This is a genomic window from Rhodococcus sp. IEGM 1370, from assembly GCF_033142325.1.
In the GTDB taxonomy this organism is placed as follows: Bacteria; Actinomycetota; Actinomycetes; order Mycobacteriales; family Mycobacteriaceae; genus Rhodococcoides.
Genome location: NZ_JAWLRY010000003.1, coordinates 56,135 through 82,938 on the forward strand (window position 1 = coordinate 56,135; position 26,804 = coordinate 82,938).

The following is a 26,804-nucleotide window of genomic DNA, read 5'->3' on the forward strand; positions in this document are numbered from 1 at the left end:
GATTCGCAAGGCCTAGAACGACGCTCGTGACCTGACTGTGACCTAGAGAGTCGAAGTTTTACGTGGCCGTAGCTTTCGCCGGCCGATCAGCTTTCTCCCGCGGGCTTGTTCGCAGGGGTACCGAGCGTGTCGATCACGACCTCCGCGACGGCCTTCATCGTCGTCCTGCGATCCATCGCAGCGCGCTGAATCCACTTGAACGCCTGCGGTTCTGTGAGCGATTGCGATTCCATCAGGATGCCCTTGGCCTTCTCGATGAGCTTGCGCGTCTCGAGCCGATCCTGCAGATCCACGATCTCGGATTCGAGGGCGGAGATCTCACCGAAACGGCTGGCGGCCAACTCCACCGCAGGCATCAGATCGGCTTTGGTGAACGGCTTGACCAGATACGCCATGGCCCCGGCATCGCGCGCCTTCTCCACGAGCTCGCGTTGACTGAACGCGGTGAGAATGACGACGGGCGCAATGCGCTTCTCGGCTATCTCCGACGCCGCATCGATTCCGTCCCGACGCGGCATCTTCACATCCATGATGACCAGATCGGGACGCAGTTCGACGGCCAACTCCACCGCCTGCTGACCGTCGGCCGCTTCACCGACCACGTCGTACCCCTCCTCGCGGAGCATCTCCACGAGGTCCAATCGGATCAGGGATTCGTCCTCTGCCACCACCACACGAAGCGGGGGCTTGCCAGTACCGTGCGCACCAGGAGCATTCATCTGTATCGGTCTCCTTTGACAGTCATCGCCCATCAGGGCCGTCGAGCATCTGAAGGGTACCGGTGCGCGAGGCCGAAAGCGCATCTTCTAAACTCGTCAATCGTTGCTTGAAAGACGCCAGCCCTCGTATCCCAATTGGCAGAGGAAACGGATTCAAAACCCGTCCAGTGTGAGTTCGAGTCTCACCGAGGGCACCACAGCAGCCACGAATCGGTATCGGTAAAGGCCGCTCGTGATCGCGCCTACAGTGGAGTGATGTACATACCCAGCAGTCTTCGTTGCCACGACACCAGTGCGGGCAATTTGTGCGCAGCGAAGGTCGACCATCGTTTCGGGGATTCGGCGGACCAGTCCGCCCAGTGGGTCTTCTACACCTGCAGCGCCGATTCCACCCACGAGACCGGTTACGTGGACCGCCTGGTCACTGCCTGAAACATGTTCGTAGAACGCGCGTACGTCCATGCCGACGATGTCGGATCGGACTGGCCCTTCACCGTGCCTGCTGTCGCCGACCTCGCTCGCGACGGACTCGAGTTCCTGGCACCGGTCACAATTCTGGTCGGAGACAACGGTTCCGGTAAATCGACTCTCGTCGAAGCAATTGCCGAGGGATTCGGAATCGATGCCCGCGGCGGTCGGGCGGCGCAGCAGTCGCGTCGACTCGACGAGGTGACCAGCGCGCTCGGAGAGGTACTCGAACTCGAGACCACTCCACGAGGTTCTCGAATGCTTCGTGGCCCACGACTGAACAAGCGCGGCTTCTTCCTGCGCGCCGAGACCGCGTTCGACATGGCCGAGAACCTCGGCGGCGTGCCGGGTTTCTGGGACGAGAACACCGCCGAGATGAGCCACGGTGAAGGCTTCCTGACCATGTTCGGTGCAATGTTGGCCGAACCCGGTTTCTACGTTCTGGACGAGCCCGAATCGGCCCTGTCGTTCACCGCGAGCCTGCAGCTCGTTGCACTGATGTCCGAGCTGGGCAATGACGGCGCGCAGATCGTCTGCGCCACCCACTCACCGATTCTGGCGTCGACGCCCGGTGCGGACATCGTCGAAGTAGGCGAACACGGTCTACGCCGAAGCACTTGGGACGAACTCGAATTGGTACAGCACTGGCGCCGCTACCTCGACGACCCGAACAGCTATCTCCGTCACCTGCTCGACTGACCGTCGGCCATCGACACCTCACGACGGCGACGCACACTTCCCGGCGAGACGCCCGTGGCGCGCTTGAACGCCTTCCCGAACGCAGCCTCCGACAGATACCCACTGCGCCGGGCCACTTCGGCCATCACCACGTCCTCGGATCGCAACGTGCCGTACGCGACCTGCATCCGCCACGTCGCGAGATAGCTCATCACGGAATCACCGACCAGCTCGGTGAAACGTGCCGAGAACGCCGAGCGAGACATGTTCACCCTCGATGCCAGACCCGCAACGGTCCACCGCTCGTGCGGGTGTCGATGGATCAGCGCCAACGCCGTTCCGATCCGATCGTCCTGCAATGCACCGAGCCAACCCGACTGCGCACCTGGCGTATTCGCGATCCACGACCGCAGCGCATGGATCACCAGAATGTCGGACAGCCGGGTGATCACCGCTTCTCCCCCGGGCTCGAGCACACGCGCCTCGTCCGCGACCATGGCCAGCACGTTCTGCATCCTCGATTGCCTCGGGCCCGGATCAGCGTCGACCACCACCAGCGCGGGCAACAGGCGAACGAGCTTCTGCGCGGCAGGATGATCCAGCCGCACCGCCCCGCACACGAGAGTCGCAGCACGGCCGGCACCGCCCGCGTCGTGAGTGAGCACCGCGTAGCGATCGCTGATGTACTCGTGCGGGAGATCGTGAACGCTCGTCGCCCGAACCGAAGCGTCGCCGGCTGCAGTGAGCACGTGCCCTCGCCCGTGCGGTACCAACGCGAAATCGCCGGGGACCAACTCACGCGTCGGCTCGCCGGGAACCGACAATGCGCAACTGCCGTCGACGACCGTGTGAAACCACAGCGCATCCTCCATGGCGGGCAGTGCGAGACCCCAGGATCCGCTCATCTCGGAGCGCACGTAGAACGATCCGGTCATCCGTAGAAAGTGCAGCGCTTCGCCCAGAGGGTCGGACGACTTCCAGGGATCTGCGCCGCGCATGCACCGATCGTCCCACGAAATGGACGATCGGACATCGAATGCGGCTGTGTGCGCATTGCTCATCCCGCCCCTCGGGACGAGGGTGGACAACTGAACGCTCACCTACTGGAGGGAACCACCGTGTTGGATCGAATGCTCGCAGTCGCGACCGCCGTTGCCGCCGTCGGATGTGGGCTCGTTGCCGGAGTGCTGCTCGCCTTCTCCATCAGCGTGCTCCCCGGCCTGGCAGCACTGCCGGCACCCGACGCGATTGCCGCCATGCAGAGGTTCAATGCTGCAATTCTGAACCCACTGTTCCTGACACTGTTCGTCGGGACCGCCGTATCGTGCACTCTCGCAGCGATTCTCGCCGTATCGACCGGTCGGGGTTCACCGGTGCTGGTCGTGAGCGGAGCCGTTCTCTACGTTCTCGGATGCCTCGCGATCACGGCCGTTGCGAACGTCCCCCTCAACGACGCGTTGGCCGGGGTGGATCCCGGCAGTGCTGCCGGCACCCAGGTGTGGCAGAACTTCACCGAGAAGTGGACGCGATGGAACACCGTCAGAACAGTGGCCGCGACTGCGGCCTGCGCCGTTCTGATCCTCGGTCAGGGTAGATCGGCGCTGGGCTGATCGGACACCGAGTCCTGGTGTCGCTTACGGATTTCTTCCTCGAACCGCGCGATGAGGTGGTCGGTGTCTGCCGTGGACACATCGCGCGCGCCCTCGTCCATCGAGGCGTCACGACCCCGACGCAATGCAGCAAGTTCGGCTTCGAGTTCGTTGTTGTCGAGTACACGTGGATCCAGCATGACCTCCATTGTGGTCCCCCGTCCGGTGCCCCCGCGGGGATTTGCTGTAATCACGCAATGAACGTCGTGCACAGCTTCGCACCGATTCTCGGCCGCGGCGCGAACACCTTGATTCTGGGATCGATGCCCGGCGTCGCGTCGCTGGCCGCGCAGCAGTACTACGCGCACCCACGAAATGCGTTCTGGCCGATCATGGGAACGCTGTTCGGTGCAGGCCCCGAACTTCCCTACGATGCGCGCACCGAGCGTCTGCGCAGCCAGGGCGTCGCGATATGGGACGTGCTGAAGCTGTGCACGCGCGAAGGAAGCCTGGACTCGGCGATCGTCGAATCGTCCATCGAGACAAACGATTTCGAGCAATTGTTCGCCGAGAATCCCGGCATCGACAGGGTGTTCTTCAACGGAGCCAAGGCCGCCGAGACTTACCGGCGGTACGTGAAATCGGCAACGCCCCAGGTGGAATTCACGCGACTACCGTCGACCAGTCCGGCGCACGCAGCACTCGATCTGCAGGCGAAGACGCGAATATGGGCCGACGCACTCAGTCGCGGACCCGTTTCGGGAAGTGCCGGATGAGACCTTCCTGAACGACGGTGGCGAGCAGCTGCCCGTCCATCGAGAAGAAGCGGCCGGTGGCCAGTCCGCGCGAGCCGGCCGCGACCGGCGACTCGGTGGCGTAGAGAGCCCATTCGTCGAACCGGAACGGCCGGTGAAACCAGATGGAGTGATTCACCGTCGCCGCGACGATGCGGTCGAGTCCCCACGACAGGCCGTGGGTGGTGATGATCGAATCGAGCACGGTGGTGTCCGACGCGTAGCCCATGGTCGCGGCGTGGAAGATCGAGGCGTCGGGCAGATCCCCGTCGGCCTTCATCCACACGCGATTGTGATTGAGCTTCTCCCCGGTGCCGTGCATGATCCACGCGGGATCGTTCGCGTAGCGCATGTCGATCGGCTTGAGGGCGTCGACGAACATCTGCAGACGGTCCTCGTACCCCACGAAATGATCGCCGAGCGGAGGCAGTGCGTCGGGATACGGAACCTCGGGAACCTCGACGCTGTGCTCTAGGCCCTTACCGAAATCCTGGAAGGCCGCGAGCATGACGAACAGCTCGTTGCCGTCCTGTACGGCGGTGACCTGCCGGTTGGCGAAGGCTCGGCCGTCGCGCTGACGCGAGACCCGGTACTCGATGGGCTTCTTGACGTCACCCCCGCGAATGAAGTGCGCATTGATCGCGTGCACGTCCCGCGACGTACCGGATACGGTCCGGCCCGCCGCGATCAGGCCCTGAGCAACGAGCTGCCCCCCGAACGTTCGACTGCCCACCTGCTCGGGGTGAACCCCGACGAACACGTCCTCCTCGATCTCCTCGAGTGCGAGGAGATCGAGGAGCGTCTCTAGATCTGTCCTGCGTACAGCTGTACTGCTCGGCGCGCTTTCGCTGACGCCGGTTCCCCCCGCTTCGACCACTTACCGGTCCTCTTCTCCGATTCGGTGCACATGGATCAAGTTGGTCGAGCCTACTGTGCCGGGAGGGGCACCGGCCACGATCACGACCTGATCGCCCTTGTTGTACCGACCGAGTTCCAGCAGCGCCTTGTCGACCTCTTTGACCATCGCGTCCGTCGAGCCCACATCGGGGACCAGGAACGTCTCGGTTCCCCAGCTCAGCGACAGCTGGCTGCGGACCTCGGAGATGGAGGTGAAGGCGAGCAACGGAAGCTTGGTGTGCAGACGAGCCAACCGTCGAACGGTGTCACCCGACTGGGTGAACGCGACGAGTGCCTTCGCGTCCAGGCGCTCGCCGATGTCGCGGGCGGCGTAGGAGATGACGCCACGCTTGGTGCGCGGGACGTGCGTCAGCGGGGGAACACTGTCGCCCTCGGTCTCGACCGTCTCGACGATGCGAGCCATGGTCCGCACGGTTTCCATCACGTACTTACCGACCGAGGTCTCACCGGAGAGCATGACCGCGTCGGTACCGTCGAGCACTGCGTTGGCGACGTCGGACGCCTCGGCGCGCGTCGGGCGGGAGTTCTCGATCATCGATTCGAGCATCTGGGTCGCGACGATGACGGGCTTGGCGTTGGCGCGGGCGATCTGGATGGCACGCTTCTGCACCAGCGGTACCTGCTCGAGGGGCAACTCGACGCCGAGGTCACCGCGGGCGACCATGATCGCGTCGAATGCGAGCACGATGGCTTCGAGATTGTCGACTGCCTCGGGCTTCTCGAGCTTGGCGATGACGGGAACTCGACGGCCCACGCGGTCCATCACGGCGTGGACGAGTTCGACGTCCGCGGGAGAACGGACGAACGAGAGCGCGATGAAGTCGACACCGAGGGCAAGGGCGAACTCGAGGTCGGCGATGTCCTTCTCGCTCATGGCGGGGACGGACACATCCATGCCCGGCAGGGACACGCCCTTGTTGTTGCTGACCGGTCCACCTTCGGTGACACGGCACAGTACGTCGTTGCCTTCGACTCCGGTGACCACGAGGCCCACCTTGCCGTCGTCCACGAGGAGGCGGTCGCCTTCCTTGGCGTCCTGGGCCAGCTCCTTGTACGTGGTCGACACCCGGTCGTGAGTGCCCTCGCACTCCTCGACGGTGATGCGGATCAGCTCACCGGCCGCCCAGGTGGTCGAGCCCTCGGCGAATCGGCCGAGACGAATCTTCGGTCCCTGCAGGTCGGCCAAGATACCCACGGCTTTGCCGGTGGCGTCCGATGCTGCGCGGACCCTCTCGTAGTTGGCCTGATGATCGGGGTGATCACCATGGCTGAAGTTCAGTCGTGCGACATCCATTCCACTCTCGACGAGTTCGCGGATGCGCTCTGTGGTTGCGGTTGCGGGTCCAAGGGTGCAGACAATCTTCGTACGTCGGCTCACGAAGGCGAGCCTAGCCGCTGGACGCCGCGTTCTCTATCGCAGACGCATCCACTCAAATACTACCGACGGGTAGCCGCGCTACCCCGCTGCTGGGACGGTCTGTACCGGTTCAGAGACGGGGGTCACACGACCGCAAGAGGCAGCGCGGTCGGGTGTACGGGCGACGGCAATTCCGAGTGTCCGGTGAGGAAAGCATCGACTCCGTGAGCCGCGGATCGACCCTCCGCGATCGCCCACACGACCAACGACGCACCGCGATGCGCATCCCCGCACACGAACACGCCCGGTGCCGTGGTCTGCCAGTCGGGACCACACGAGAGCGCACCCCGCTTGGTCAGCGCCAGGCCGTACTCGTCCAGCAGCGGACCGTGCTCGACACCTTCGAAACCGATCGCGAACAACGCCAGATCACAGGGCAATTCGATCTCCTCCCCGATGGGCGTGACGATGCGTCGACCGTCCGCGTCGCGCTGCACCTCCACCTCGGCGAGCACCATCGCACGAACGTGCCCGCGCTCGTCACCGAGGAATCGCTGCACCGCGACCTGATGACGCACGACGCCACCCTCGGCGTGCGCGGGTGAGGTGCGCAGCACCAGCGGCCACGACGGCCACGGCGAGAGACTGTCGTCGCGAGCCCCGGGCAGAGCGGGGTTGTAATCGAGTTGCGTCACCGACGCAGCACCTTGGCGGTGGGCCGTTCCCAGGCAGTCGGCTCCGGTGTCGCCGCCGCCGATGATGACCACGTGCTTGTCCGCAGCGGAGATCGACGTGGGACCGTCGCCCTCGCATTCCTTGTTCGACGGCACCAGATGCTCCATGGCCAGGTGGATGCCGTCGAGTTCGCGACCGATGACCTCGGCGTTGTCGCGAGCGCGTAGAGCTCCGACTGCGAGAACGACTGCGTCGAAGGATTCACGCAGTTGCTCGACGGTGAAGTCGATCCCGACCTCGCAGTCGGTGACGAAGTGCGTTCCCTCGGCCCGCATCTGCATGAGGCGCTGATCCAGCACGGACTTCTCGAGCTTGAACTCGGGGATGCCGTAGCGCAGCAGACCACCCAGACGATCGTCCCGCTCGTACACGGTGACGTCGTGCCCGGCGCGCGTGAGCTGTTGCGCCGCAGCCAATCCCGCAGGGCCGGATCCGACGACGGCGACCCGCTTGCCGGTGGTGATCGTCGGCGGCTGCGGAACGATGCTGCCGTCTTCCCAGGCCAGGTCCGCGATGGTCTGCTCGACCCGCTTGATCGTCACGCTTCCGCCGGTGGCCGCCTCGGAGATCGACAGCACACATGCCGATTCACACGGGGCCGGGCAGACCCGCCCGGTGAACTCCGGAAAATTGTTGGTCGCGTGCAGCCGGTCGCTGGCCGCATCCCAGCGGCCGCGGCGCACCAGGTCGTTCCATTCGGGGATCAGATTTCCCAGCGGGCAACCCGCAGTCCCCGAGTGGCAGAACGGAATACCGCAGTCCATGCAGCGACGCGCCTGATCGGAGACCTCGGCGGCACGCTCGCTCGTCGGCTGGTGCGAGTACACCTCGTTCCAGTCCTTGACGCGCTCGCCGATCGGACGCTTGGCAGCCTCACGCTTGACGACTTTCAGAAATCCCTGTGGATCAGCCACGTGCAGCCTCCATGATCGCAGCATCGACGTCGCGCCCTTCGGCACGCGCCATTCGTGTCGCCTCCAGCACTCGCTGGTAGTCGACGGGCATGACTTTGGTGAACAGCGCAGACCGGCGAGGCCAGTCGGCCAGCAGCGAGGTCGCGACGGTGGAACCGGTCCACCGGCGGTGATTCTCGACGGTCTCGCGCAGCCACACCAGATCGTCCGGGTTGGGCACCTGCAGTTCGACCATCGCCATGTTCACGTCCGCCGGATCGAGACCGAGAACGAACGCGATGCCACCGGACATACCCGCAGCCATGTTGCGACCGGTCGGCCCGAGCACCACGACGCGACCGCCGGTCATGTACTCGAACGCGTGGTCGCCCACGCCCTCGTTCACCGCGACGGCTCCCGAGTTACGGACCGCGAACCGCTCCCCTGCCTTGCCGCGCAGGTACACCTCGCCCGAGGTGGCACCGTAGAGAATCGTGTTTCCTGCGATCACGTTGTCCTCTGCGACGAACGGGGCATCGTCGGCAGGGCGCACGACTATTCGGCCGCCCGACAATCCCTTACCGACATAGTCGTTCGCGTCACCGACCAGATCGATGGTGATACCCGGCGGCAGGAAAGCCCCGAGAGACTGGCCGGCCGATCCGGTGAACTCGATGCGAATGGTGTCGTCCGGCAACCCGACCGCGCCGTAGCGCCGGGTGACCTCGGACCCCAGCAGCGTTCCGACGGTGCGATTGACGTTGCGTACCGGCAACTCCAGCTTCACCGGATGGGCGTCCTCGAGCGCTCCCTCGGCCAACTGGATCAGCGTCCGATCCAGCGCGAGATCGAGACCGTGGTCCTGCGCGCGGAGGCGTCGCCGCTGCGTCATCGGGGCACCGTGGCGGTCGACGGGCATCGCGAAGATCGGCGCGAGATCGAGTCCCTTGCTCTTCCAGTGCGCCACTCCGGCTGCCGTCTCGAGCACATCGGCGTGACCGACCGCCTCGTCGATACTCCGGAAACCGAGCTGCGCGAGGTACTTTCGCACGTCTTCGGCGATGAACTTGAAGAAGTCCTCGAGAAACTCGGGCTTACCGGTGAACCGCTTGCGCAGCTCCGGGTTCTGCGTCGCGACACCGACCGGGCAGGTGTCGAGGTGGCAGACGCGCATCATGATGCACCCCGCCACGATCAGCGGGGCCGTCGAGAACCCGAACTCCTCCGCGCCGAGCAGCGCCGCAACGATGACGTCGCGTCCGGTGCGCATGCCGCCGTCGCACTGCACGGTGATGCGATCACGCAAGCCGTTGAGCACCAGCGTCTGCTGGGCGTCGGCGAGGCCGATCTCCCACGGAGCGCCTGCATGCTTGAGCGAGGTCAACGGCGCAGCACCGGTTCCGCCGTCGTATCCGGAGATCAGGACGACATCGGCGTGTGCCTTGCTCACGCCCGTCGCCACCGTGCCGACGCCGACGGAACTGACGAGTTTGACGTGTACACGCGCCTTCTCGTTGGCGTTCTTGAGATCGTGGATCAGCTGCGCGAGATCCTCGATCGAGTAGATGTCGTGGTGCGGGGGCGGCGAGATGAGACCGACACCGGGCGTCGAATGTCGGGTCTTGGCCACCCACGGATACACCTTGTAGCCGGGCAGCTGACCGCCCTCACCCGGCTTGGCACCCTGCGCCATCTTGATCTGAATGTCCGTGGCATTGACCAGGTAGTCGCTGGTGACACCGAACCGACCACTGGCGACCTGCTTGACGGCACTGCGGCGCGTCGGATCGTAGAGCCGGTCGACGTCCTCGCCGCCCTCCCCCGAGTTGGACCGTCCGCCGAGATTGTTCATCGCGACGGCCATCGTCTCGTGCGCCTCGGCGGAGATGGATCCGTAGCTCATCGCGCCGGTGTTGAACCGCGTGACGATCGACTCGACCGATTCCACCTCGTCGAGCGGAACCGGCGGCCGGACACCGTCTTTGAACTCGAACAGACCGCGCAGGGCACCGCCCTCGCGAGCGAGCCGGTCCACCTCGTCGGTGTACTTCTGGAACACGTCGTATCGGCCGGTACGCGTTGCATGCTGCAGCAGGAACACCGTCTCGGGGGTGAAGAGGTGCAGCTCGCCCTCGCGTCGGAACTGATACTCACCGCCGATCTCCAACCGACGATGGACGCGGTCGGTCGGATTCTCGGGATACGCCCGACGATGGCGCAGCTTGACCTCCTCGGCAAGCACATCGAGACCGACGCCGCCGAGCTTGCTGACCGTGCCCTTGAAGTACTCGCGCACCACCTCGCGGTCGAGACCGACGGCCTCGAAAACCTGTGCGCCGGTGTAGGACCCGACGGTGGAGATGCCCATCTTCGACATCACCTTCAGTACGCCCTTGCCGAGGCCGTACAGATAGTTCCGTACCGCGATCGTCGTTTCGACTCCGGTGAGTTCGCCCTCGCCGACCAGATCCTCGATCGACTCCATCGCCAGATACGGGTTGACCGCTGCGGCACCGAAGCCGATGAGCAGCGCCAGATGGTGAACCTCGCGCGCGTCACCGGATTCGACGACGAGCGCGATCTTGGTGCGCTCCTTGGTGCGAACCAGGTGATGGTGTACCGCCGAGGTGGCCAGCAGCGACGGGATCGGGGCCCGAGTGTGGTCCGAATCGCGATCGGAGATGATCAGCGTGGTGTACCCCGCAGCGATCGCCTCCGATGCCCGAGCACGCAACTCCTCGATGGCCTCGGCGAGACCTTCGCCGCCGCGCTCGACCTCGTACAGCCCACGCAACACCGTGGCCGACAGTCCCGGATGGTCACCATCGTCGTTGATGTGAATGATCTTGTTGAGCTCGTCGTTGTCGAGCACCGGCCACGGCAACACGATCTGCCTGCACGACGCCGCAGTCGGCTCGAGCAGGTTCTGCTCCGGACCCATCACCCGCGCGAGCGAGGTCACGATCTCCTCGCGGATCGAATCCAGCGGCGGGTTGGTGACCTGCGCGAACAGTTCGATGAAGTAGTCGTAGAGCTGACGCGACCGCTGCGACATCACTGCGGCCGGGGTATCGGTACCCATCGACCCGAGCGGCTCGCCCCCGGATGCGGCCATCGGCGTCAGCACCACGCGTAGGTCTTCCTCGGTGTAGCCGAAAGCGACCTGCCGACGCACCACCGAGTCGTGGTTGTACTGGATGTGAGCCCGCTCGGGCAGGCTCTTGATCTCGAGCAGGCCCGCGTGCAGCCACTCCTGGTACGGATGTTCGGTTGCCAGTTGGAGTTTGATCTCCTCGTCCGGCACGAGACGTCCGGCGACGGTGTCGATCAGGAACATCTCTCCTGGCTCGAGGCGACCTTTGGCGACGACCTCGGATTGGGGCACGTCCAGCACGCCTGCCTCACTGGCGAGGATCACACGGCCGTCCGCCGTCTGCCACCAGCGGCCGGGGCGAAGGCCGTTGCGGTCCAGCACAGCTCCGACATAACTGCCGTCGGTGAACGTCACGCAGGCCGGACCGTCCCAGGCCTCCATCATCGACGAGTGGAACTGGTAGAACGCCCTTACCCGCGGATCCATCGTGCGGTGGTTCTCCCACGGCTCGGGCACCATCATCATCACCACGTGCGGCACGCTGCGTCCGCCGAGGTGCAGGAGTTCGAGCACCTCGTCCAGCGACACAGAGTCCGAGGCATCGGGGTTGCAGATCGGGAACAAGCGCTCCAGGTCGCCGGGGATCAGGTCGCTCGACAGCAACGCTTCGCGAGCCCGCATCCGGTTTCGGTTGCCCTTGACGGTGTTGATCTCGCCGTTGTGCGCGACGTAGCGATGCGGGTGCGCCAGCGGCCACGACGGGAACGTGTTGGTCGAGAAGCGACTGTGCACGATGGCAATGGCGCTCTTGCACAACGGGTTACGCAGTTCCGGAAAGTACAGCGGAAGCTGCATCGTGGTGAGCATGCCCTTGTAGACGATGGTGCGCGAGGACAACGACGGAAAGAACAGTCCCGACCCCTCGGCCTCGATCTCGGGGGTGACTCGCTCGGAACGCTTACGCAATCCGTAGACGAGACGGTCGAGAGCCAGACCGGCCGGACGCGTGCCGTCGACCTCGGGAGCGGTGACGTAGAGGTAGCTCATGTACGGCATGCAACCGAGGGCGGTGAGGCCCACATCGGCTCGATCGGGATCGACCTCGACCGGAACCCAGCCCAGGATGTCCAGACCTTCTTCGGCCGCAACGGATTCGACGCGCTCGACGGCGATGGCCCGCTCGCGGATGCCCTGCGGCAGAAAACACACTCCGGCCGCGAACGTGTTGTCACCGTCGGCTCCGGGCGCGGGCAGGTCGAACGGCGCGAGGGAGTCGAGGAGTTCGACAGGGAGCTGAATCAGAATGCCCGCGCCGTCACCGCTGTTGGGCTCGGCACCGGCAGCTCCGCGATGTTCCAGGTTCTCCAGTGCCAGAACCCCGTCGGCGACGATCGCGTGAGAGCGGCGACCCGCGATGTCGGCGATCATCGCCACGCCACAGGAATCCTTCTCCGAGCTCGGGTCGTACAGACCTTGCTCCGCAGGCATCCGAGAAAACAGCACCACGATCACCTCCACGTAGGCCGGTGGGGTGCGTGCAAGCGGTGCAGTGTCTACGACCCTGCATCGGAAGTCTCGGCAACCCCGTCGGCTGGTCGGCTCGGATCGACCGAAACGGTCGGATGAGCCGAATTGAACTGCCTATCGGGAATTCACCGGGACAGCTCTGGCCCGCGAAAGAATCCGGGATCTCTCCCGGATGGCGAAATCGTAGCAGCTGGCATTCGCATCGATGCAATCACGAATGTCGGCTGTGACGAATGCGATCGTCAGTCGCGCAACGGTCGACCGTGCTGATCACGCACGCTGCCGGTGAGCATCAAGATGCCGTCGATCAACGGCCAGATTCCGCCGATACCGCAGGTGAGCCACGTGACGGCTATCTGCGCCACCGCGATGCCCGGCTGGTTGAGATAGAAGCGACCTGCTCCGAACGCGCCCAACAGGATGCCGAGCAGACCTGCCGTCAGCTTCTGCTTGTCCGAGAACGGCTCACCGGTGACCGGGTGCCGACCGTACGGAGCCATCGGGTCCATGTATCCGGGCCCGCCCGCGTACTGGGGACCACCGTATTGGGGAGCGCCGTATTGGGGAGCGCCGTACTGAGGACCGCCGTACTGGGGAGCGCCGTACTGACCGTCCGCATAGTGCGGCGGCGCACCGTACTGGCCGGAACCCTCGGACGGCGGTGGGTAACCGGTGCCGGGCGGAGGTCCGAACTGCTGACCCTGATCACCGGCACCGGCACCAGGGGTGTTCGGGGTGCCGTGGTTCGGGGTCGTGTACTTGGGGTCGGGTGCGCCGTAGACGGGACCCGATCCTGTAGGGGCGTTCTTCTCGAACGAGATCGTCGGCTCCGTCGAACCGGATCCGTCTTCCGGCGAACCGTTGGACGGCCATTTACCTGAGTCACTCACTTCGGGCTCCCTTGTGCGGATGCGGTGCGAACAAGGGTTCAGTCTCTCAGTTTTCGCCCCTGAGGGTCCGTCACATTGCCCACCAGTATCAGCACGCCGTCGACGAGGTGCCAGACGAACAGCCCGAACAACACGATCAGTCCGAGGCCGAACACTGCGGTGAGCAGCACCCCAAAGAAGAACAGGAGCAGCTGGGCGACACCGATCCCGATACTGCCGAGATAGAAGCGACCGACACCCAACCAGCCGAGAAATATCTGCAACAGGCCGCCGACGATCTTGGACTTGTCCGACAGCGGCTCGCCGGTCATCGGATCACGCCCGTACGGCGCATCGGGGCCTACACCGAACCCGGGTCCGCCCTGGTAGCCAGGGGGTACGCCATAGCCCTGCTGACCGTAGCTCTGTTGCGGGAAACCCTGCTGGCCGTACCCCTGCTGTGGGTAGCCCTGCTGTTGATAACCCGGCTGTGGGTAACCCTGCTGACCGAAATTCTGTGGCTGGCCGTACCCCTGTTGCGGATACCCCTGTTGCGGATAACTCTGCTGGCCGTAACCCTGCTGCGGGTAACCGGGGGGTGGCGGAAATCCACCCAGCGGATTATCGGTACTGCCGTCCGGACTCGGTGCCGGGTAGCTCGGCGTGCTGGACCAACCCGGCCCGTTTCCGATACCCGAGTACGTGTCCCACCCCGGACCCGTGGGGCCGGTCGGACCGTGCGAGGGCGCGGACTCCGAGGTTCCAGGAGGCTCCGAGAGCGACGCTTCGGCAGTGGCGTCGTAGTCGAACGGCGTGCCGAACGATGCGGTCGGCTCGGTCGCGTTGTCGCTGGAATCGGCAGTGCCGGAACCCGGCTCGGGCTCGGGTCCAGGGGTCTTGTCGAAATCAACCACGCGTACTGCCTTCTTCCTCGGCTTTCTTGTCGGACGTCCGAGCGGGCTGCACGTCGGCGGTGCCCGCGTCCGTGTTGTCGTCGACCGGCGTCGGGCGCGAGCCTGTCGCATCCGACGAGGTGACCTCGGAGACCTCGCGATCCTCGTCGTCGTTCGACCTCAGCGTCGCCGGTTCTTCTCGGCCCTTGGTGGCGATCACGAAGTACGCGACCGCCAGAACGAAGATGATGGCGGAGGTGAAGGTGTTGATGCGGATACCGGCGATCGTCGTGGCGAAGTCATCGCGCATGAGCTCCACCCAGAACCGCCCCGCGCAGTATCCGGCAACGTACAGCGCGAACAGTCGACCGTGGCCGATCGCGTACTTGCGGTCCACGAGAACCAGAAGGACTACGACCGCGACGCTCCACAACAGCTCGTACAGGAACGTCGGATGCACCACTTTTTCCACGAAACCGGTCGAGACTCCGTTGAGTGGATCGAGCCGTCCGTTGGCGTCGACCCGCTCGTAGATCTCCAGACCCCACGGCTGAGTGGTGGCACGGCCGTACAGTTCCTGGTTGAAGTAGTTACCGATGCGACCGATCGCCTGGGCGAGAAGAATCGGTGGGCCGACAGCGTCACCGAATGCCGGCAACGGAATTCCGCGTCGACGGCAGGCGATCCAGGCACCGACGCCGCCGAGGAACACCGCTCCCCAGATTCCCAATCCGCCGTTCCAGACGTACAACGCTTCGATCGGGTTTCCGCCGGGACCGAAGTAGGTCTTCCAGTCGGTTGCGACGTGGTACAGACGCCCGCCCAGCAACCCGAACGGGACGGCCCAGACTGCGACGTCGAGGACTGTGCCCTTGGTTCCGCCTCGGGCCACCCAGCGCCGATCACCCCACACCACGGAAACGACGATGCCGATGATGATGAACAGGGCGTAGGCCCGCAGAGCCAACGGTCCGACGTGCCACACCCCCTGCGGCGGACTGGGAATGTAGGCCAGGATCGCGGTCGAAGTCACGACGCTACGTTAGCGGAACGGACACCCTCGGCGAGTTCCGTCGTCAGGTCACGCACGGCGTCGAGTCCCTTGTCCACGGCACTGACCAATGCCGAACCGACGATCACGGCGTCGGCATAACGGGCGATCTCGGCAGCCTGCGCACCGGAACGGACACCGAGGCCGACACCGATCGGGATGTCGGAGTGCTCACGAATGCGCGCCGAGAGCGCGGGGGCCATCGAGGACACCGCGTCGCGGGCTCCGGTGACGCCCATCGTCGAGGCCGCGTAGACGAAGCCGCTACTGGCTTCGACGGTGCTGACGAGCCGCTCCTCGGTCGACGACGGCGCGACGAGGAAGATTCGGTCGAGTTCGTAGCGGTTCGAGACCTCGATCCATTCCTGCGCCTCGTCGGGAATGAGATCCGGAGTGATGATTCCGAGCCCACCCGCGCCTGCGAGATCCCGCGCGAAGTTCTCGATGCCGTACTTGAGCACCAGGTTCCAGTAGGTCATGACGACCGCTTTTCCGCCCGCGGCAGAGACCTGCTCGGTCACTGCGAACACGTCCTTGACCCGAGCACCGGCTCGCAGCGCAACGTCGGCTGCGGCCTGAATCGTGGGGCCGTCCATCACGGGATCGGAATACGGAATACCGACCTCGACGAGGTCGCATCCAGAGTCGACCATCGTCTTGAACACCTCGACCGAGCGCGGCACGGTCGGAAAACCCGCGGGTAGGTATCCGACGAGTGCTGCGCGCCCTTCGGCGCGGCACTGCGCGAAGGTCCCGGAGAGGCGAGAGTCGTTGTTGCTCATGGCTTGATACCCACTTCGTCGTCCACGTTCGCTTCGCCGTCTCCGTCGATCAGCCCGAACCATTCGGCCGCGGTGTCGACGTCCTTGTCGCCACGCCCGGACAGGTTGACGAGGATGATCGCACCTTCGCCCAGCTCCTTGCCGAGGGTCAAAGCGCCGGCGATGGCATGCGAGGACTCGATCGCCGGAATGATGCCCTCGGTGCGGCACAGCAGCTTGAAGGCGTTCATGGCTTCGGTATCGGTGATGCCGCGGTACTCGGCGCGCCCGATGTCGTGCAGGTACGAATGCTCCGGACCCACGCCCGGGTAGTCCAACCCCGCCGAGATGGAGTGGGAATCGACCGTCTGACCGTCCTCGTCCTGCAGCAGATACGAGTACGCACCGTGCAGCGCTCCCGGGGTTCCACCGCTGATGGTCGCGGCGTGGCGACCCGTCTCGACGCCGTCACCTGCCGCCTCGAAACCGATCAGTCGAACGTCGGCGTCGTCGATGAAGGCATGGAAGATGCCGATCGCGTTGGAGCCACCTCCGACGCAGGCAGCGATGGCGTCGGGCAGCCTGCCCGTGGACGCGAGCACCTGCTGCCGCGCTTCGAGGCCGATGATGCGTTGGAAGTCGCGCACCATGACCGGGAACGGGTGCGGCCCGGCGACAGTGCCGAAGCAGTAATACGTGTTGTCCGCGTGGGTGACCCAGTCGCGCAGCGCCTCGTTGATCGCGTCCTTGAGAGTGCGTGAACCGGACTTCACTGCGACGACTTCCGACCCGAGCAAACGCATTCGTGCGACGTTGAGGGCCTGGCGCTCGGTGTCGACCTCGCCCATGTAGACGACGCAGTCGAGACCCATCAGCGCACAGGCCGTGGCGGTCGCGACGCCGTGTTGACCGGCACCTGTCTCCGCGATGACACGAGTCTTGCCCATCCGCTTGGCGAGCAAAACCTGGCCGAGAACGTTGTTGATCTTGTGAGAACCGGTGTGGTTGAGGTCTTCTCGCTTGAGCAGAATACGAGCGCCGCCTGCGTGCTCGGACAGCCGTGTCGCCTCGAAGACCGGTGACGGGCGACCGGTGTAGTCGCGCTGCAGTCGGTCGAGTTCAGCGAGGAACTCGTTGTCGCTGCGCACCTTCTCGTACTCGGCGGTGACTTCCTCGATCACACCCATCAGAGCCTCGGGCACGAATCTGCCGCCGTAGACGCCGAAGTGGCCACCCACATCGGGCTCGTGCGCGCTGCGATCGGTGAGGCCGATGCTGCTCTGCGGCAGATCAGCGCCCTTGAAACGGACTGCCTGCGGGGCGTCCGTGGTGGAAGAAGAATTGCTGGTGCTCACCGGTCCAGTGTGCCCCAACGGCGGACCGCAGCCGCGCTCGGGTCGGGTGCCGGGTCGGTCGCGTTCGGGTCAGCGTGCGGGCTTGGGGCACGACGGATGTGTTCCCGCCGTCACCAGGTCCGAGACGGCCGTGCGTGGATCCCCTGCCGTGACCAAGCCTTCGCCGACGAGTACCGCGTCGGCACCGGCACCGGCGTAGGCGAGCAGATCTGCAGTGCCCCGCACCCCGGACTCCGCGATACGGATGATCTCGCTGGGCAACCCGGGCGCGATACGGCCGAAGCTGTCACGGTCGATCTCGAGCGTCTTCAGATTGCGGGCGTTGATACCGATGACGCTGGCACCGGCTTCGAGGGCGCGATCCGCTTCGGCCTCGGTGTGCACCTCGACGAGCGCAGTCATACCCAGCGACTCGGTGCGGTCGAGCAACGAGGTCAACGCATCCTGTTCCAGTGCCGCGACGATCAGCAGGATGACATCGGCACCGTGGGCACGAGCCTCGTGGATCTGGTACGGACCGACGATGAAATCCTTGCGCAGCACGGGAATCGAGACGGCGGCACGGACCGCGTCGAGGTCCGCGAGTGAACCGTGGAACCGACGCTCCTCGGTGAGAACGCTGATGATGCGAGCGCCGCCCTGCTCGTATGCGCGAGCGAGAACAGCCGGATCACCGATGTCTGCCAACGCGCCCTTGGACGGGCTCGCCCGCTTCACTTCGGCGATGACGCCGATGCCGTCCTCACGGAGGGCAGCTGCCGCGTCGAGGGGGGCCGGGGCTGCTTTCGCTGCTGCTTTCACGGCGGCGAAATCGACCACCGATTCACGCGCGGCCACGTCGGCTCGCACACCGTCGAGAATCGAGTCGAGAACAGTCATGGTGCCCCCAGTCCTTTCTGAGCGTCGACGTCCGATGTGAGGAATCTCATCGGGGTCGGACCTAGCGTAGAGGTCCGTTTCAATCCGACGAACGCCGGGTACCGGACTCGTCGGTAGGGTCTTCGCCTGCGTCGAGCGCGTCCCACATCATGCGTTCGGTGAGGTCCTCTCCCTCGTCCTCCGCGCCGGCACCGGATGCCGTGGTGCGCGCGCGCCGAGCGACCTCGTCGCGACGCACCGCCGGGGCGTCGTACTTGGACGAGAGTACCTGCGGGGCAAACGTTTTCCGAATCGACACCACAGCAGCAGCGAAGGCGCAGACTGCACCTACGAGGGTGACGATCGCCGGCAGAATCGAGACGTCCGTCATCGAGACCTGGGCGCGTGCAGGAAGCTCAGCCAGCGCCGCGGATTCGGAATCCGAAGCCCCGGCAGTGAGCAGTCGAACTGCCGGAATCGCGGCCGCCACGGCTACGACGGCGATCAACAGGGCCAGCACCCGAGAGGCCCACCCTCGCACGGCGAACGACGCTGCGATCGCTGCCACCAGCACGAGCGCGAGCGGCGTCGTGGCAGCAGCCCAGGTGCTGCCGAGCAGCTCGTCGGTCCGGCTCTCACCGAGGCCGTCGAACGACGTCACCCGAACCCAGGTCATTCTCGACGCGCCCCACAGGCACGCCGCTGCAACGACCAGAAGCGCGACGGGAAGAGCGGCCGACCCGCGGCGACCGGATCGCTCGGTCATCGGCCGCCGACCTCACGGAGCGATTCCGCTGCCGCGACGGCTCCCAGCACCGCCATCGCCTTGTTCCGTGCCTCGTCGTCCTCGTACTCCGCAACCGAGTCGGCCACGACGCCTGCCCCGGCCTGAACGTAGGCGGTGCCGTCCTTGATCAGAGCGGTCCGAATCGAAATGGCCGTGTCGGCGTCCCCCGCGAAATCGAGGTAACCCACGATGCCGCCGTAGATACCGCGTCGCGTCGGCTCCAGCTCGTCGATCAGTTCCATCGCGCGCACTTTCGGGGCCCCGGAGAGGGTGCCTGCCGGGAAGCAGGCCTTGACCGCGTCGAGGGCGCGCTTGCCCTCGGACAACCGTCCGGTGACCGTCGACACCAGATGCATGACGTGGCTGTATCGCTCGATGTGGCGGTAGTCGCTCACGCGAACGGTGCCGGGAGCGCAGACGCGTCCGAGATCGTTACGGCCCAGATCGACGAGCATCAGGTGCTCGGCGTTCTCCTTCTCGTCGGCGAGCAGATCCTTCTCGAGCAGCACGTCCTCTTCCTCGGACGTGCCGCGCCACCGCGTACCCGCGATCGGATGTGTGGTGGCCAGACCGTCGACCACCGTCACCAATGCCTCGGGGCTCGATCCGACGATGGAGAACGCCGTCTCGTCGTTCTCGCCCGGTACGTGCATCAGATACATGTACGGGCTGGGATTGGAGGCCCGCAACATTCGGTAGACGTCGAGGGGTGACGCGTCGGTGTCCATCTCGAAACGCTGCGAGAGCACAACCTGGAACGCCTCTCCTGCTTCGATCTCCTCGACCAGGCGAGCGACGTCGGCACCGAAGCCCTCGGACGTGCGCTGACGCCGGAACTGCGGCGCGGGCCTGGAGATGGTGGAGACGGTGGAGGCCGCGGGCTTCGACAGGTCCGCACACATGCGATCGAGGCGACGCACGGCGTCGTCGTACGCCTCGTCGACGTGCTCGTCGGTGCCGTTCCAGTTCACCGCGTTCGCGATCAGGGTGATCGCTCCCTCGTGGTGGTCGACGGCCGCGAGATCGGTGGCGAGCAGCATGACCATCTCCGGGACACCGAGGTCGTCCTGCGCGTGCTCGGGCAGTTTTTCGATGCGCCGCACCGAGTCGTATCCGAGGTAACCCACCATGCCGCCGGTCAACGGAGGTAGACCGGGCAGCCGCTCCGAGTGCAACAGCTCCAATGTCCGCGCCAGCACTTCGAGAGGATCACCGCCGCTCGGCACGCCCGCGGGGACGTTGCCGCGCCACGCGGCCTCCCCGTCGATGACCGTGAGCGACGCCGGAGCGCCTGCACCGATGAACGACCACCTGGACCACGAGCTGCCGTTCTGCGCGGATTCGAGCAAGAAGGTTCCGGGCCGGTCGGCACCGAGCTTGCGGTATGCAGACAGTGGAGTCTCGGAGTCGGCGAGCACCTTTCGCGTCACGGGCACCACGCGGTGCTCTGCGGCGAGATGCCGGAACACCTCACGTGAGGTGGTCGAGTCCGAGTTCTCGGTATCGGGAGTGGGGCTGGGGTCGGTGGTCGTCTCGCCGTGCATCACTCCATCCTCCCAGGTGCGGCACAACGGGTCACTCCGCAGGCTCCGCTCCGGACCCAACGGGTCACTCCGCAGGCTCCGCTCCGGCAGCAGGGGCGTCGCTCGCGGTAACCTGCCGAGCATGAAACCAGGCGAGCTCGTTCCCGATTTTTCCCTGCCGGACCAGACCGGAGAGACCCGAACACTGACCGAATTGCTGGCGAACGGTCCGATCGTGCTGTTCTTCTACCCCGCGGCCTTCACTCCCGGTTGCACCGCCGAGGCGTGCCACTTCCGGGACTTGGCATCGGAGTTCGCCGAGGTCGGAGCAACCCGCGTCGGCATCAGCGCCGATGCCGTCGCCAAGCAGGCAGAGTTCGCCGCCGCCAAGTCCTTCGACTACCCGCTGCTCTCCGACGAGGACGGCAGTGTCGCCACCGCATTCGGCGTCAAGCGCGGTCTGCTGGCAAAGCTCTCCCCGGTCAAACGCGCGACGTTCGTGATCGGCACCGACCGGAAGGTACTCGAGACCTTCTCGAGCGAAGTACGGTTCGAAGCCCATGCGGACAAGGCTCTGGAGTACCTCCGGGCACATCGCAGCTAGAGCACTGTCCGACGCGATGCCTCGGGTGGGGGGAACCTCGAGGCATCATGTGCAGGCGACAACCAACTCGATCGAGAGGTTCCCCGCGATGAATACGTCGGCGACACCGCAACACACGGTGGATCCCCGTTGGCTCACCGAGAGTCAACAGGAGGCCTGGCGATCACTCGTCGCGCTGGTCACTCGGTTGCCGGCAGCGTTGGACGCTCAGCTGCAGCGCGATTCGCAGCTGACCCACTTCGACTACTTCGTCCTCGCGACGGTCAGCGAGAATCCCCAGCGGCGGATCCAACTCCGCGACTTGGCCGAATACGCGAATGCGTCGCTCTCGCGCCTCTCACACGTGGTGACGAAGCTCGAGAAGGCCGGGTGGGTCGAGCGCGAGAGCATCCCGGGCAGCCGGGGATCCTATGCGGTGCTGACCGACGCAGGTATGGCCAAAGTCGTGGAATCGGCACCCGGGCACGTCGGCACGGTGCAGTCGCTGGTGTTCGAGGGTCTGTCCGACGCGGAGGTCGAGCAGCTCGGGACCCTGAGTTCGACTCTGCTGGCGCAGTTGGACAAGGGAATAGCAGCGGGGACCGGTCACGCCTGAGTGTCGGGGCCCAACAGGACGTCGGCGTCGAAGCAGGTATGTGTGCCGGTGTGGCACGCCGCGCCGACCTGATCGACGACCAGAAGCACGGTGTCACCGTCGCAGTCGAGTCGAACCTCGTGCACGTACTGCGTGTGACCCGACGTCTCGCCCTTGACCCAGTACTGCTGCCTGGACCGTGAGTAGTAAGTGCCCTTACGGGTGTCGAGGGTTCGAGCGAGTGCCTCGTCGTCCATCCACGCAACCATGAGTACCTGACCGGTGGATCTTTCCTGCACCACGGCGCTGAACAGCCCGGCCTCGTTGCGCTTGAGCCGCGCGGACAGCGTCGGGTCGAGTGTCATCGGAATCCTCTTCGCTATCGAACGACGATGTGCTCGGCGCGCATCGCATCCTTGACCTGGCCGATGGTGAGATCGCCGAAGTGGAAGACACTCGCGGCAAGAACGGCGTCCGCTCCGGCGTGCACAGCCGGCGAGAAGTGCTCGACACTACCGGCTCCACCGCTGGCGATCACCGGCACATGCACCGCAGACCGAACGGCGGCGATCATCGGTAGATCGAATCCGGCCTTCGTTCCGTCGGCGTCCATCGAATTGAGCAGGATCTCCCCGACGCCCAGTTCTGCACCGCGCACTGCCCATTCGACGGCGTCGATGCCGGTGCCGCGTTTACCGCCGTGTGTGGTGACCTCCCAGCCCGACGGGGTGTCCTGCTGCCCCTGAGGGTCGGTTCGGGCGTCGACCGAGAGCACGATGCACTGTGAGCCGAACCGTTCGCTGAGCTCGCGCAGCAACTCCGGTCGGGCGATCGCAGCGGTGTTGACGCTGACCTTGTCCGCACCGGCTCGCAACAGCCGATCCACATCGGCGACGGTGCGCACTCCCCCGCCGACGGTGAGCGGGATGAAGACCTGCTCGGCGGTGCGGCTGACGACGTCGAGCATCGTGCCCCTGTCCGAGGTCGACGCGGTGACGTCGAGGAAGGTCAGTTCGTCGGCTCCCTGCGCATCGTAGGCGGCCGCGAGCTCCACGGGATCGCCTGCGTCGCGGAGGTTTTCGAAGTTGACTCCCTTGACGACGCGTCCGGCGTCGACGTCGAGGCACGGAATCACTCTGACCGCGACGCTCATCGCACCGGTCCTTCCAGATAGTCGACGGGATCACCGAGTTCGGTGATCACCTTCAGCAATTCTTCGTGCACGCCCGGTCCGGCTGCCAGGACCGATGCAGAGTCGACGGTCCAGGGTTCACCCGCGAGGTCGGTGACGATTCCGCCTGCTGCGCGTACCAGCAGCGCACCGGCCGCGTTGTCCCAGGCACGGTGACCGAAGACGACTGCTCCGCCGAGTACTCCGCTGGCCGTGTAGGCCAGATCCACCCCGGTGGCACCGTGCATCCGCAGCCGCGAGGAATGCATCGACAACTCCTCGAGAATGCGGAATCGGAACCGACCAGGCAGCGATCCGCGGCTTGCGACGTTGAACGCGCCGAACCCGATCATGGACTCGCGCAACGATTTCGGCTCCAACGCCGGAAGGGCGACACCGTTGAGCAACAGTGGGCCGCCTGCCACAGCGGCGAAACGCTGATCCACCAGCGGCAGCCAGGTCAGCCCGAGGACCGGTTCGCCATCGTCGAGCAACGCCAACAACGTTCCGGCCGAGGGCAATCCCGACGAGTAGTTGAAGGTGCCGTCGATCGGGTCCAACACCCAGACGAGTCCCGAGTTCAGGTCCGGTCCGCCGAACTCCTCACCGTGAACGGCGATTCCGGTGGCCTCGTTCAGTTCCGCGGTGAGCCGCCGCTCGAGTTCCAGGTCCACCGCCGTGGCGAAGTCGTCGGGGCCCTTCTGCACGGCGCTCGGTGCGCCGACACCGGCGACGAACCGATCGTGGATGCCGTCGAGCAGACCACCGGCGATCTCGAGCAGGCGGGTCGGTTCCTCGGGAAGGGTCATTCCTGGGTTACCGAGACACCGCAGCGAGGGCGTCCGGGAGTGTGAAACGTCCGGCGTACAGGGCCTTTCCGACGATGGAACCCTCCACACCGCGGTCGACCAGTCCGGCGATAGCTTCCAGGTCTGCAATCGTGGACACGCCGCCCGATGCGATGACCGGCTTGTCGGTCTTGGCGCACACGTCGGCGAGCAGTTCCAGGTTGGGCCCGGTCAACGTGCCGTCCTTGGTGACGTCGGTGACGACGTAGCGCGAGCACCCGTCGCGCTCGAGCCGCTCGAGAACCTCCCACAGGTCGCCGCCGTCGCTCACCCAGCCGCGACCGCGCAACCGCGGTGCTCCGTCGACGATCAGCACGTCCAGACCGACGGCGACGCGATCGCCGAACTCGCCGATCGCGCGGGAGCACCACTGCGGGTCCTCGAGAGCTGCGGTGCCGAGATTGACTCGTGCGCAACCGGTCGCCAGCGCCGCGCGCAGCGACTCGTCGTCCCGAATTCCGCCCGACAGCTCCACCTTGACGTCGAGCTCGCCGACGACGGACGCCAGCAGCTCGCGGTTGGAGCCGCGTCCGAACGCAGCGTCGAGATCCACGAGATGGACCCACTCGGCACCGTCGTTCTGCCACGCGAGTGCGGCATCGCGAGGCGACCCGTACTTCGTTTCGCTTCCTGCTTCTCCTTGAACGAGACGGACAGCTTCGCCGCCTGCGACATCGACAGCAGGCAATAAGACCAGGCTCACGTGCGGTTATGCTACGGGCCGAGCGGGCGTGAACTCAAAACGGGTCGCCTGTGGTCCTACCGGAGTTCCTTGCGCGTCATGCGGGTGGACACCACACCCATCGCCGCGATCGCGCCGACCACACCGGCCAGCGCGATGACCAAGCCCACCCCGGCACTCGGCTGCAGCACGGCGATCAGTGCCGTCGCGAGGGCCAGCACGGCGACAGCCGCACCGAGGGCTCGAAAGGCCAAGCGTCCGAGTGAGAACTCGCGGTCGGTCACACCGATCGGACCCAGTTCTCCAGCAGCGCGGCCCCGGCGTCACCGGACTTCTCGGGGTGGAACTGGGTGGCCGAGAGCGCGCCGTTCTCGACAGCGGCGAGGAACCGGCCGCCGTGATCGGCCCAGGTGAGCAACGGGGCCGCGATGGTGTCGCTGGGTTCGAGCTCCCACTGCTGCGCGGCGTAGGAGTGGACGAAGTAGAACCGGGTCTCGGGATCGATGCCGTCGAAGAGCACGCTCTTCTCCGGTGCTTCGACGGTGTTCCACCCCATGTGGGGCAGCACCTCGGCCTGCAAACGCTCGACCGTGCCCGGCCACTCCCCGCACCCGTCCGCTTCGACACCGAACTCGACCCCGCGGTCGAAGAGGATCTGCATTCCGACACAGATGCCCAGGACGGGGCGTCCACCGGCCAGGCGTCGACCGATGATGCGCTCGCCCTTCACCGCCAGCAGACCTTCCATGCAGGCAGCGAACGCACCGACACCGGGAACGACCAGAGCTTCTGCATTCAGGGCCTCGTCGAAGTCCGAGGTCACGGTCACATCGGCACCGACCCGGGCGAGAGCCCGCTTCGCCGAGTGCAGATTGCCCGAGCCGTAATCGAGCAACACCACAGAAGTCATGCGGGAAGTCTATCGGGGCGTGGTCTGGCGACGAGCGCCACCGCCGCGACGACGACCACCGTGGCAGCGGCTGCGGTGAATCCCGCGGTGTAACCCACACTCGTCGCCAGGACACCGAGGGCGAGTGCGCCCGCCCCGGTACCCGCGTCGAAGCTGATGTTCCAGACGGCGCTCGCGCTGCTGTAGCGGGCGGGACCGGCTGCGTCGAACGCCATCACGAGACTGTCGTTCTGGCATGCGCCGTACCCGATTCCGAACAGAACGGCTGCGACGAAGAACAGCGCCGCCGGCATACCGCCGAGCGCGGCGATCGCGAACAGAGCGATTCCGACCGCCGCCGACACCAGCGCCGGAAACACCGAACGCCCGATTCCGATTCGGTCCGCCACCGACCCCGCGGCGTAGCGCCCGACGAGCATAGAGGCACTGACAACGGCCAGTGCCAGTCCGATCATCGCGGCCCGATTCGATTCGGCGATCGGCAACAGACTGGTGATTCCCCCGTAGGCCGCGGACACCGAAGCCACGACGAGACACGGCACCAGGAACTGCCGAACGTCGAGACGAACTCGCTCGATCCTGGGCGGCTGCGGGGCGGGCCGGGTGGGAGGCAACAGCGCCACGCCGATCAGGCCTGCTGCAGGCACCAGAGCGCCGAGCACGAACACGGCCGTCGGACTCGCCGCGAAAATCACCAGACCCAGTGGCAGCGTCACCATCTGAGCCAAGGCGACAGCGATCCCCTGCGCGCCCGTGGCCCGGCCGAGCAGCGCTGTCGGCGCGAGCTCGGCGACGATGGCGGCACCGGCGACCGTCAACATCCCGAACCCGGTACCCCGCAGCGCGGACACCGCCAGCGCCGGTGCGGCCTCGACGGAGACGATGAACAGCAGCGCGGGCAACCCGAGGAGCAGACACCCGGCGGCCAGAACCGCGCGGTGGCCGACTCGCATCAGCATGCTCGGCACGAACAGCTGCGTGATCACCGTGGTGGCCATGAAGATCGCGGTGCTGGCCGCAGCCACCGCGTCCGATGCCCCCGACTGGGACACCGCGAGGGGAACCACCGGGAGCAGCAATCCCCAGCCGCCGAACGAGGCCGCACCCATGGCCATCGCGGCCGGAAGACCACGGATGGAGCTCAGG

The 26,804-nt window shown here is 65.7% G+C and carries 28 protein-coding genes and 1 tRNA gene; 7 read left to right on the forward strand and 22 right to left on the reverse strand.

Annotated features, from left to right (window positions below):
• Positions 1-86: 86 nt before the first annotated feature.
• A complete protein-coding gene (locus R4P47_RS06610; RefSeq protein WP_317784316.1) occupies positions 87-719 on the reverse strand; it encodes an ANTAR domain-containing response regulator in 633 nt (210 codons plus the stop codon).
• Between the two features lie 120 nt (positions 720-839).
• Between R4P47_RS06610 and R4P47_RS06615 the strand changes: the two genes are divergently transcribed.
• The 3 genes from R4P47_RS06615 (at position 840) to R4P47_RS06625 (ending at position 1,886) form a co-directional block, all read left to right on the forward strand.
• Positions 840-916, forward strand: a tRNA-Leu gene (locus R4P47_RS06615).
• 58 nt (positions 917-974) lie between these two features.
• The gene (locus R4P47_RS06620; RefSeq protein WP_188078653.1) at positions 975-1,151 is read left to right on the forward strand and encodes a hypothetical protein; all 177 of its coding nucleotides are present in this window, start codon (positions 975-977) and stop codon (positions 1,149-1,151) included.
• Positions 1,152-1,154: 3 nt separating this feature from the next.
• Positions 1,155-1,886 (forward strand): AAA family ATPase, encoded by a 732-nt coding sequence (locus tag R4P47_RS06625; RefSeq protein ID WP_269593954.1) that lies wholly within the window; start codon positions 1,155-1,157, stop codon positions 1,884-1,886.
• Here the strand turns inward: R4P47_RS06625 and R4P47_RS06630 are convergent.
• Positions 1,871-2,965: an AraC family transcriptional regulator gene (locus R4P47_RS06630; protein WP_317784317.1), complete on the reverse strand. Its 1,095-nt coding sequence runs from the start codon at positions 2,963-2,965 to the stop codon at positions 1,871-1,873. The two genes, R4P47_RS06625 and R4P47_RS06630, sit on opposite strands and share 16 nt — an antisense overlap.
• 18 nt (positions 2,966-2,983) lie before the next feature.
• Between R4P47_RS06630 and R4P47_RS06635 the strand changes: the two genes are divergently transcribed.
• Complete coding sequence (locus R4P47_RS06635) at positions 2,984-3,475, forward strand: DUF1772 domain-containing protein (RefSeq protein WP_317784318.1); 492 nt, start codon at positions 2,984-2,986, stop codon at positions 3,473-3,475.
• On the opposite strand, the gene R4P47_RS06640 is transcribed toward R4P47_RS06635, so the two are convergent.
• Complete coding sequence (locus R4P47_RS06640; protein WP_141215240.1) at positions 3,451-3,654, reverse strand: hypothetical protein; 204 nt, start codon at positions 3,652-3,654, stop codon at positions 3,451-3,453. The genes R4P47_RS06635 and R4P47_RS06640 overlap by 25 nt on opposite strands.
• 57 nt (positions 3,655-3,711) lie before the next feature.
• On the opposite strand from R4P47_RS06640, the gene R4P47_RS06645 reads away from it, so the two are divergent.
• The gene (locus R4P47_RS06645) at positions 3,712-4,230 is read left to right on the forward strand and encodes a DNA-deoxyinosine glycosylase (RefSeq protein ID WP_317784319.1); all 519 of its coding nucleotides are present in this window, start codon (positions 3,712-3,714) and stop codon (positions 4,228-4,230) included.
• Here the strand turns inward: R4P47_RS06645 and R4P47_RS06650 are convergent.
• From R4P47_RS06650 to R4P47_RS06705, 12 genes are all read right to left on the reverse strand, one after another.
• Positions 4,196-5,020 carry an acyl-CoA thioesterase gene (locus tag R4P47_RS06650; RefSeq protein ID WP_300521631.1) on the reverse strand — a complete coding sequence of 275 codons (825 nt, stop codon included), beginning with the start codon at positions 5,018-5,020 and terminating at the stop codon, positions 4,196-4,198. The two genes, R4P47_RS06645 and R4P47_RS06650, sit on opposite strands and share 35 nt — an antisense overlap.
• A gap of 105 nt (positions 5,021-5,125) precedes the next feature.
• Positions 5,126-6,544, reverse strand: a complete 1,419-nt coding sequence (gene pyk / locus R4P47_RS06655) for a pyruvate kinase (protein WP_082073683.1) — start codon at positions 6,542-6,544, stop codon at positions 5,126-5,128.
• A 122-nt stretch (positions 6,545-6,666) separates the two neighbouring features.
• Entirely contained in the window at positions 6,667-8,172 is a 1,506-nt protein-coding gene (locus tag R4P47_RS06660) for a glutamate synthase subunit beta (RefSeq protein WP_094640088.1), read from the reverse strand.
• Entirely contained in the window at positions 8,165-12,748 is a 4,584-nt protein-coding gene (gltB, locus tag R4P47_RS06665; RefSeq protein WP_317784486.1) for a glutamate synthase large subunit, read from the reverse strand. The genes R4P47_RS06660 and gltB overlap by 8 nt, the downstream gene beginning before the upstream one ends.
• A 266-nt stretch (positions 12,749-13,014) precedes the next feature.
• A complete protein-coding gene (locus R4P47_RS06670) occupies positions 13,015-13,662 on the reverse strand; it encodes a TM2 domain-containing protein (protein ID WP_317784320.1) in 648 nt (215 codons plus the stop codon).
• A 38-nt stretch (positions 13,663-13,700) separates the two neighbouring features.
• Positions 13,701-14,555, reverse strand: a complete 855-nt coding sequence (locus R4P47_RS06675; protein WP_317784321.1) for a TM2 domain-containing protein — start codon at positions 14,553-14,555, stop codon at positions 13,701-13,703.
• On the reverse strand, positions 14,548-15,567 hold the full coding sequence (lgt, locus tag R4P47_RS06680; RefSeq protein ID WP_317784322.1) for a prolipoprotein diacylglyceryl transferase: 1,020 nt from the start codon (positions 15,565-15,567) through the stop codon (positions 14,548-14,550). The genes R4P47_RS06675 and lgt overlap by 8 nt, the downstream gene beginning before the upstream one ends.
• Complete coding sequence (gene trpA, locus R4P47_RS06685; RefSeq protein ID WP_317784323.1) at positions 15,564-16,367, reverse strand: tryptophan synthase subunit alpha; 804 nt, start codon at positions 16,365-16,367, stop codon at positions 15,564-15,566. The genes lgt and trpA overlap by 4 nt, the downstream gene beginning before the upstream one ends.
• Positions 16,364-17,635 carry a tryptophan synthase subunit beta gene (trpB, locus tag R4P47_RS06690; protein WP_317784487.1) on the reverse strand — a complete coding sequence of 424 codons (1,272 nt, stop codon included), beginning with the start codon at positions 17,633-17,635 and terminating at the stop codon, positions 16,364-16,366. Before trpB ends, trpA begins: the two co-directional genes overlap by 4 nt.
• Before the next feature lie 135 nt (positions 17,636-17,770).
• Positions 17,771-18,580: an indole-3-glycerol phosphate synthase TrpC gene (gene trpC, locus R4P47_RS06695; protein WP_037192691.1), complete on the reverse strand. Its 810-nt coding sequence runs from the start codon at positions 18,578-18,580 to the stop codon at positions 17,771-17,773.
• Between the two features lie 79 nt (positions 18,581-18,659).
• Complete coding sequence (locus R4P47_RS06700; RefSeq protein ID WP_094688506.1) at positions 18,660-19,325, reverse strand: TIGR02234 family membrane protein; 666 nt, start codon at positions 19,323-19,325, stop codon at positions 18,660-18,662.
• Positions 19,322-20,890: an anthranilate synthase component I gene (locus tag R4P47_RS06705; protein WP_317784324.1), complete on the reverse strand. Its 1,569-nt coding sequence runs from the start codon at positions 20,888-20,890 to the stop codon at positions 19,322-19,324. Before R4P47_RS06705 ends, R4P47_RS06700 begins: the two co-directional genes overlap by 4 nt.
• 121 nt (positions 20,891-21,011) lie before the next feature.
• Here R4P47_RS06705 and R4P47_RS06710 point away from each other — a divergent pair, with 121 nt between their 5' ends.
• Both R4P47_RS06710 and R4P47_RS06715 read left to right on the forward strand, forming a co-directional pair.
• Positions 21,012-21,473, forward strand: a complete 462-nt coding sequence (locus R4P47_RS06710) for a peroxiredoxin (RefSeq protein WP_317784325.1) — start codon at positions 21,012-21,014, stop codon at positions 21,471-21,473.
• 88 nt (positions 21,474-21,561) lie between these two features.
• The gene (locus R4P47_RS06715; RefSeq protein WP_068052632.1) at positions 21,562-22,068 is read left to right on the forward strand and encodes a MarR family winged helix-turn-helix transcriptional regulator; all 507 of its coding nucleotides are present in this window, start codon (positions 21,562-21,564) and stop codon (positions 22,066-22,068) included.
• Here the strand turns inward: R4P47_RS06715 and hisI are convergent.
• From hisI to R4P47_RS06750, 7 genes are read right to left on the reverse strand one after another with little or no spacing between them, the layout of a single operon-like run.
• Positions 22,059-22,412: a phosphoribosyl-AMP cyclohydrolase gene (gene hisI, locus R4P47_RS06720; RefSeq protein ID WP_068052616.1), complete on the reverse strand. Its 354-nt coding sequence runs from the start codon at positions 22,410-22,412 to the stop codon at positions 22,059-22,061. The two genes, R4P47_RS06715 and hisI, sit on opposite strands and share 10 nt — an antisense overlap.
• Before the next feature lie 14 nt (positions 22,413-22,426).
• A complete protein-coding gene (gene hisF / locus R4P47_RS06725; protein WP_317784326.1) occupies positions 22,427-23,200 on the reverse strand; it encodes an imidazole glycerol phosphate synthase subunit HisF in 774 nt (257 codons plus the stop codon).
• Entirely contained in the window at positions 23,197-24,027 is an 831-nt protein-coding gene (locus R4P47_RS06730; RefSeq protein ID WP_317784327.1) for an inositol monophosphatase family protein, read from the reverse strand. The genes hisF and R4P47_RS06730 overlap by 4 nt, the downstream gene beginning before the upstream one ends.
• Positions 24,028-24,034: 7 nt before the next feature.
• Positions 24,035-24,769, reverse strand: a complete 735-nt coding sequence (priA, locus tag R4P47_RS06735) for a bifunctional 1-(5-phosphoribosyl)-5-((5-phosphoribosylamino)methylideneamino)imidazole-4-carboxamide isomerase/phosphoribosylanthranilate isomerase PriA (protein ID WP_008715867.1) — start codon at positions 24,767-24,769, stop codon at positions 24,035-24,037.
• Positions 24,770-24,825: 56 nt separating this feature from the next.
• A complete protein-coding gene (locus R4P47_RS06740) occupies positions 24,826-25,032 on the reverse strand; it encodes a hypothetical protein (RefSeq protein ID WP_094612625.1) in 207 nt (68 codons plus the stop codon).
• Entirely contained in the window at positions 25,029-25,658 is a 630-nt protein-coding gene (gene hisH, locus R4P47_RS06745; RefSeq protein WP_094612626.1) for an imidazole glycerol phosphate synthase subunit HisH, read from the reverse strand. Before hisH ends, R4P47_RS06740 begins: the two co-directional genes overlap by 4 nt.
• On the reverse strand, positions 25,655-26,773 hold the full coding sequence (locus tag R4P47_RS06750) for an MFS transporter (protein WP_317784488.1): 1,119 nt from the start codon (positions 26,771-26,773) through the stop codon (positions 25,655-25,657). Before R4P47_RS06750 ends, hisH begins: the two co-directional genes overlap by 4 nt.
• Positions 26,774-26,804 lie beyond the last annotated feature (31 nt).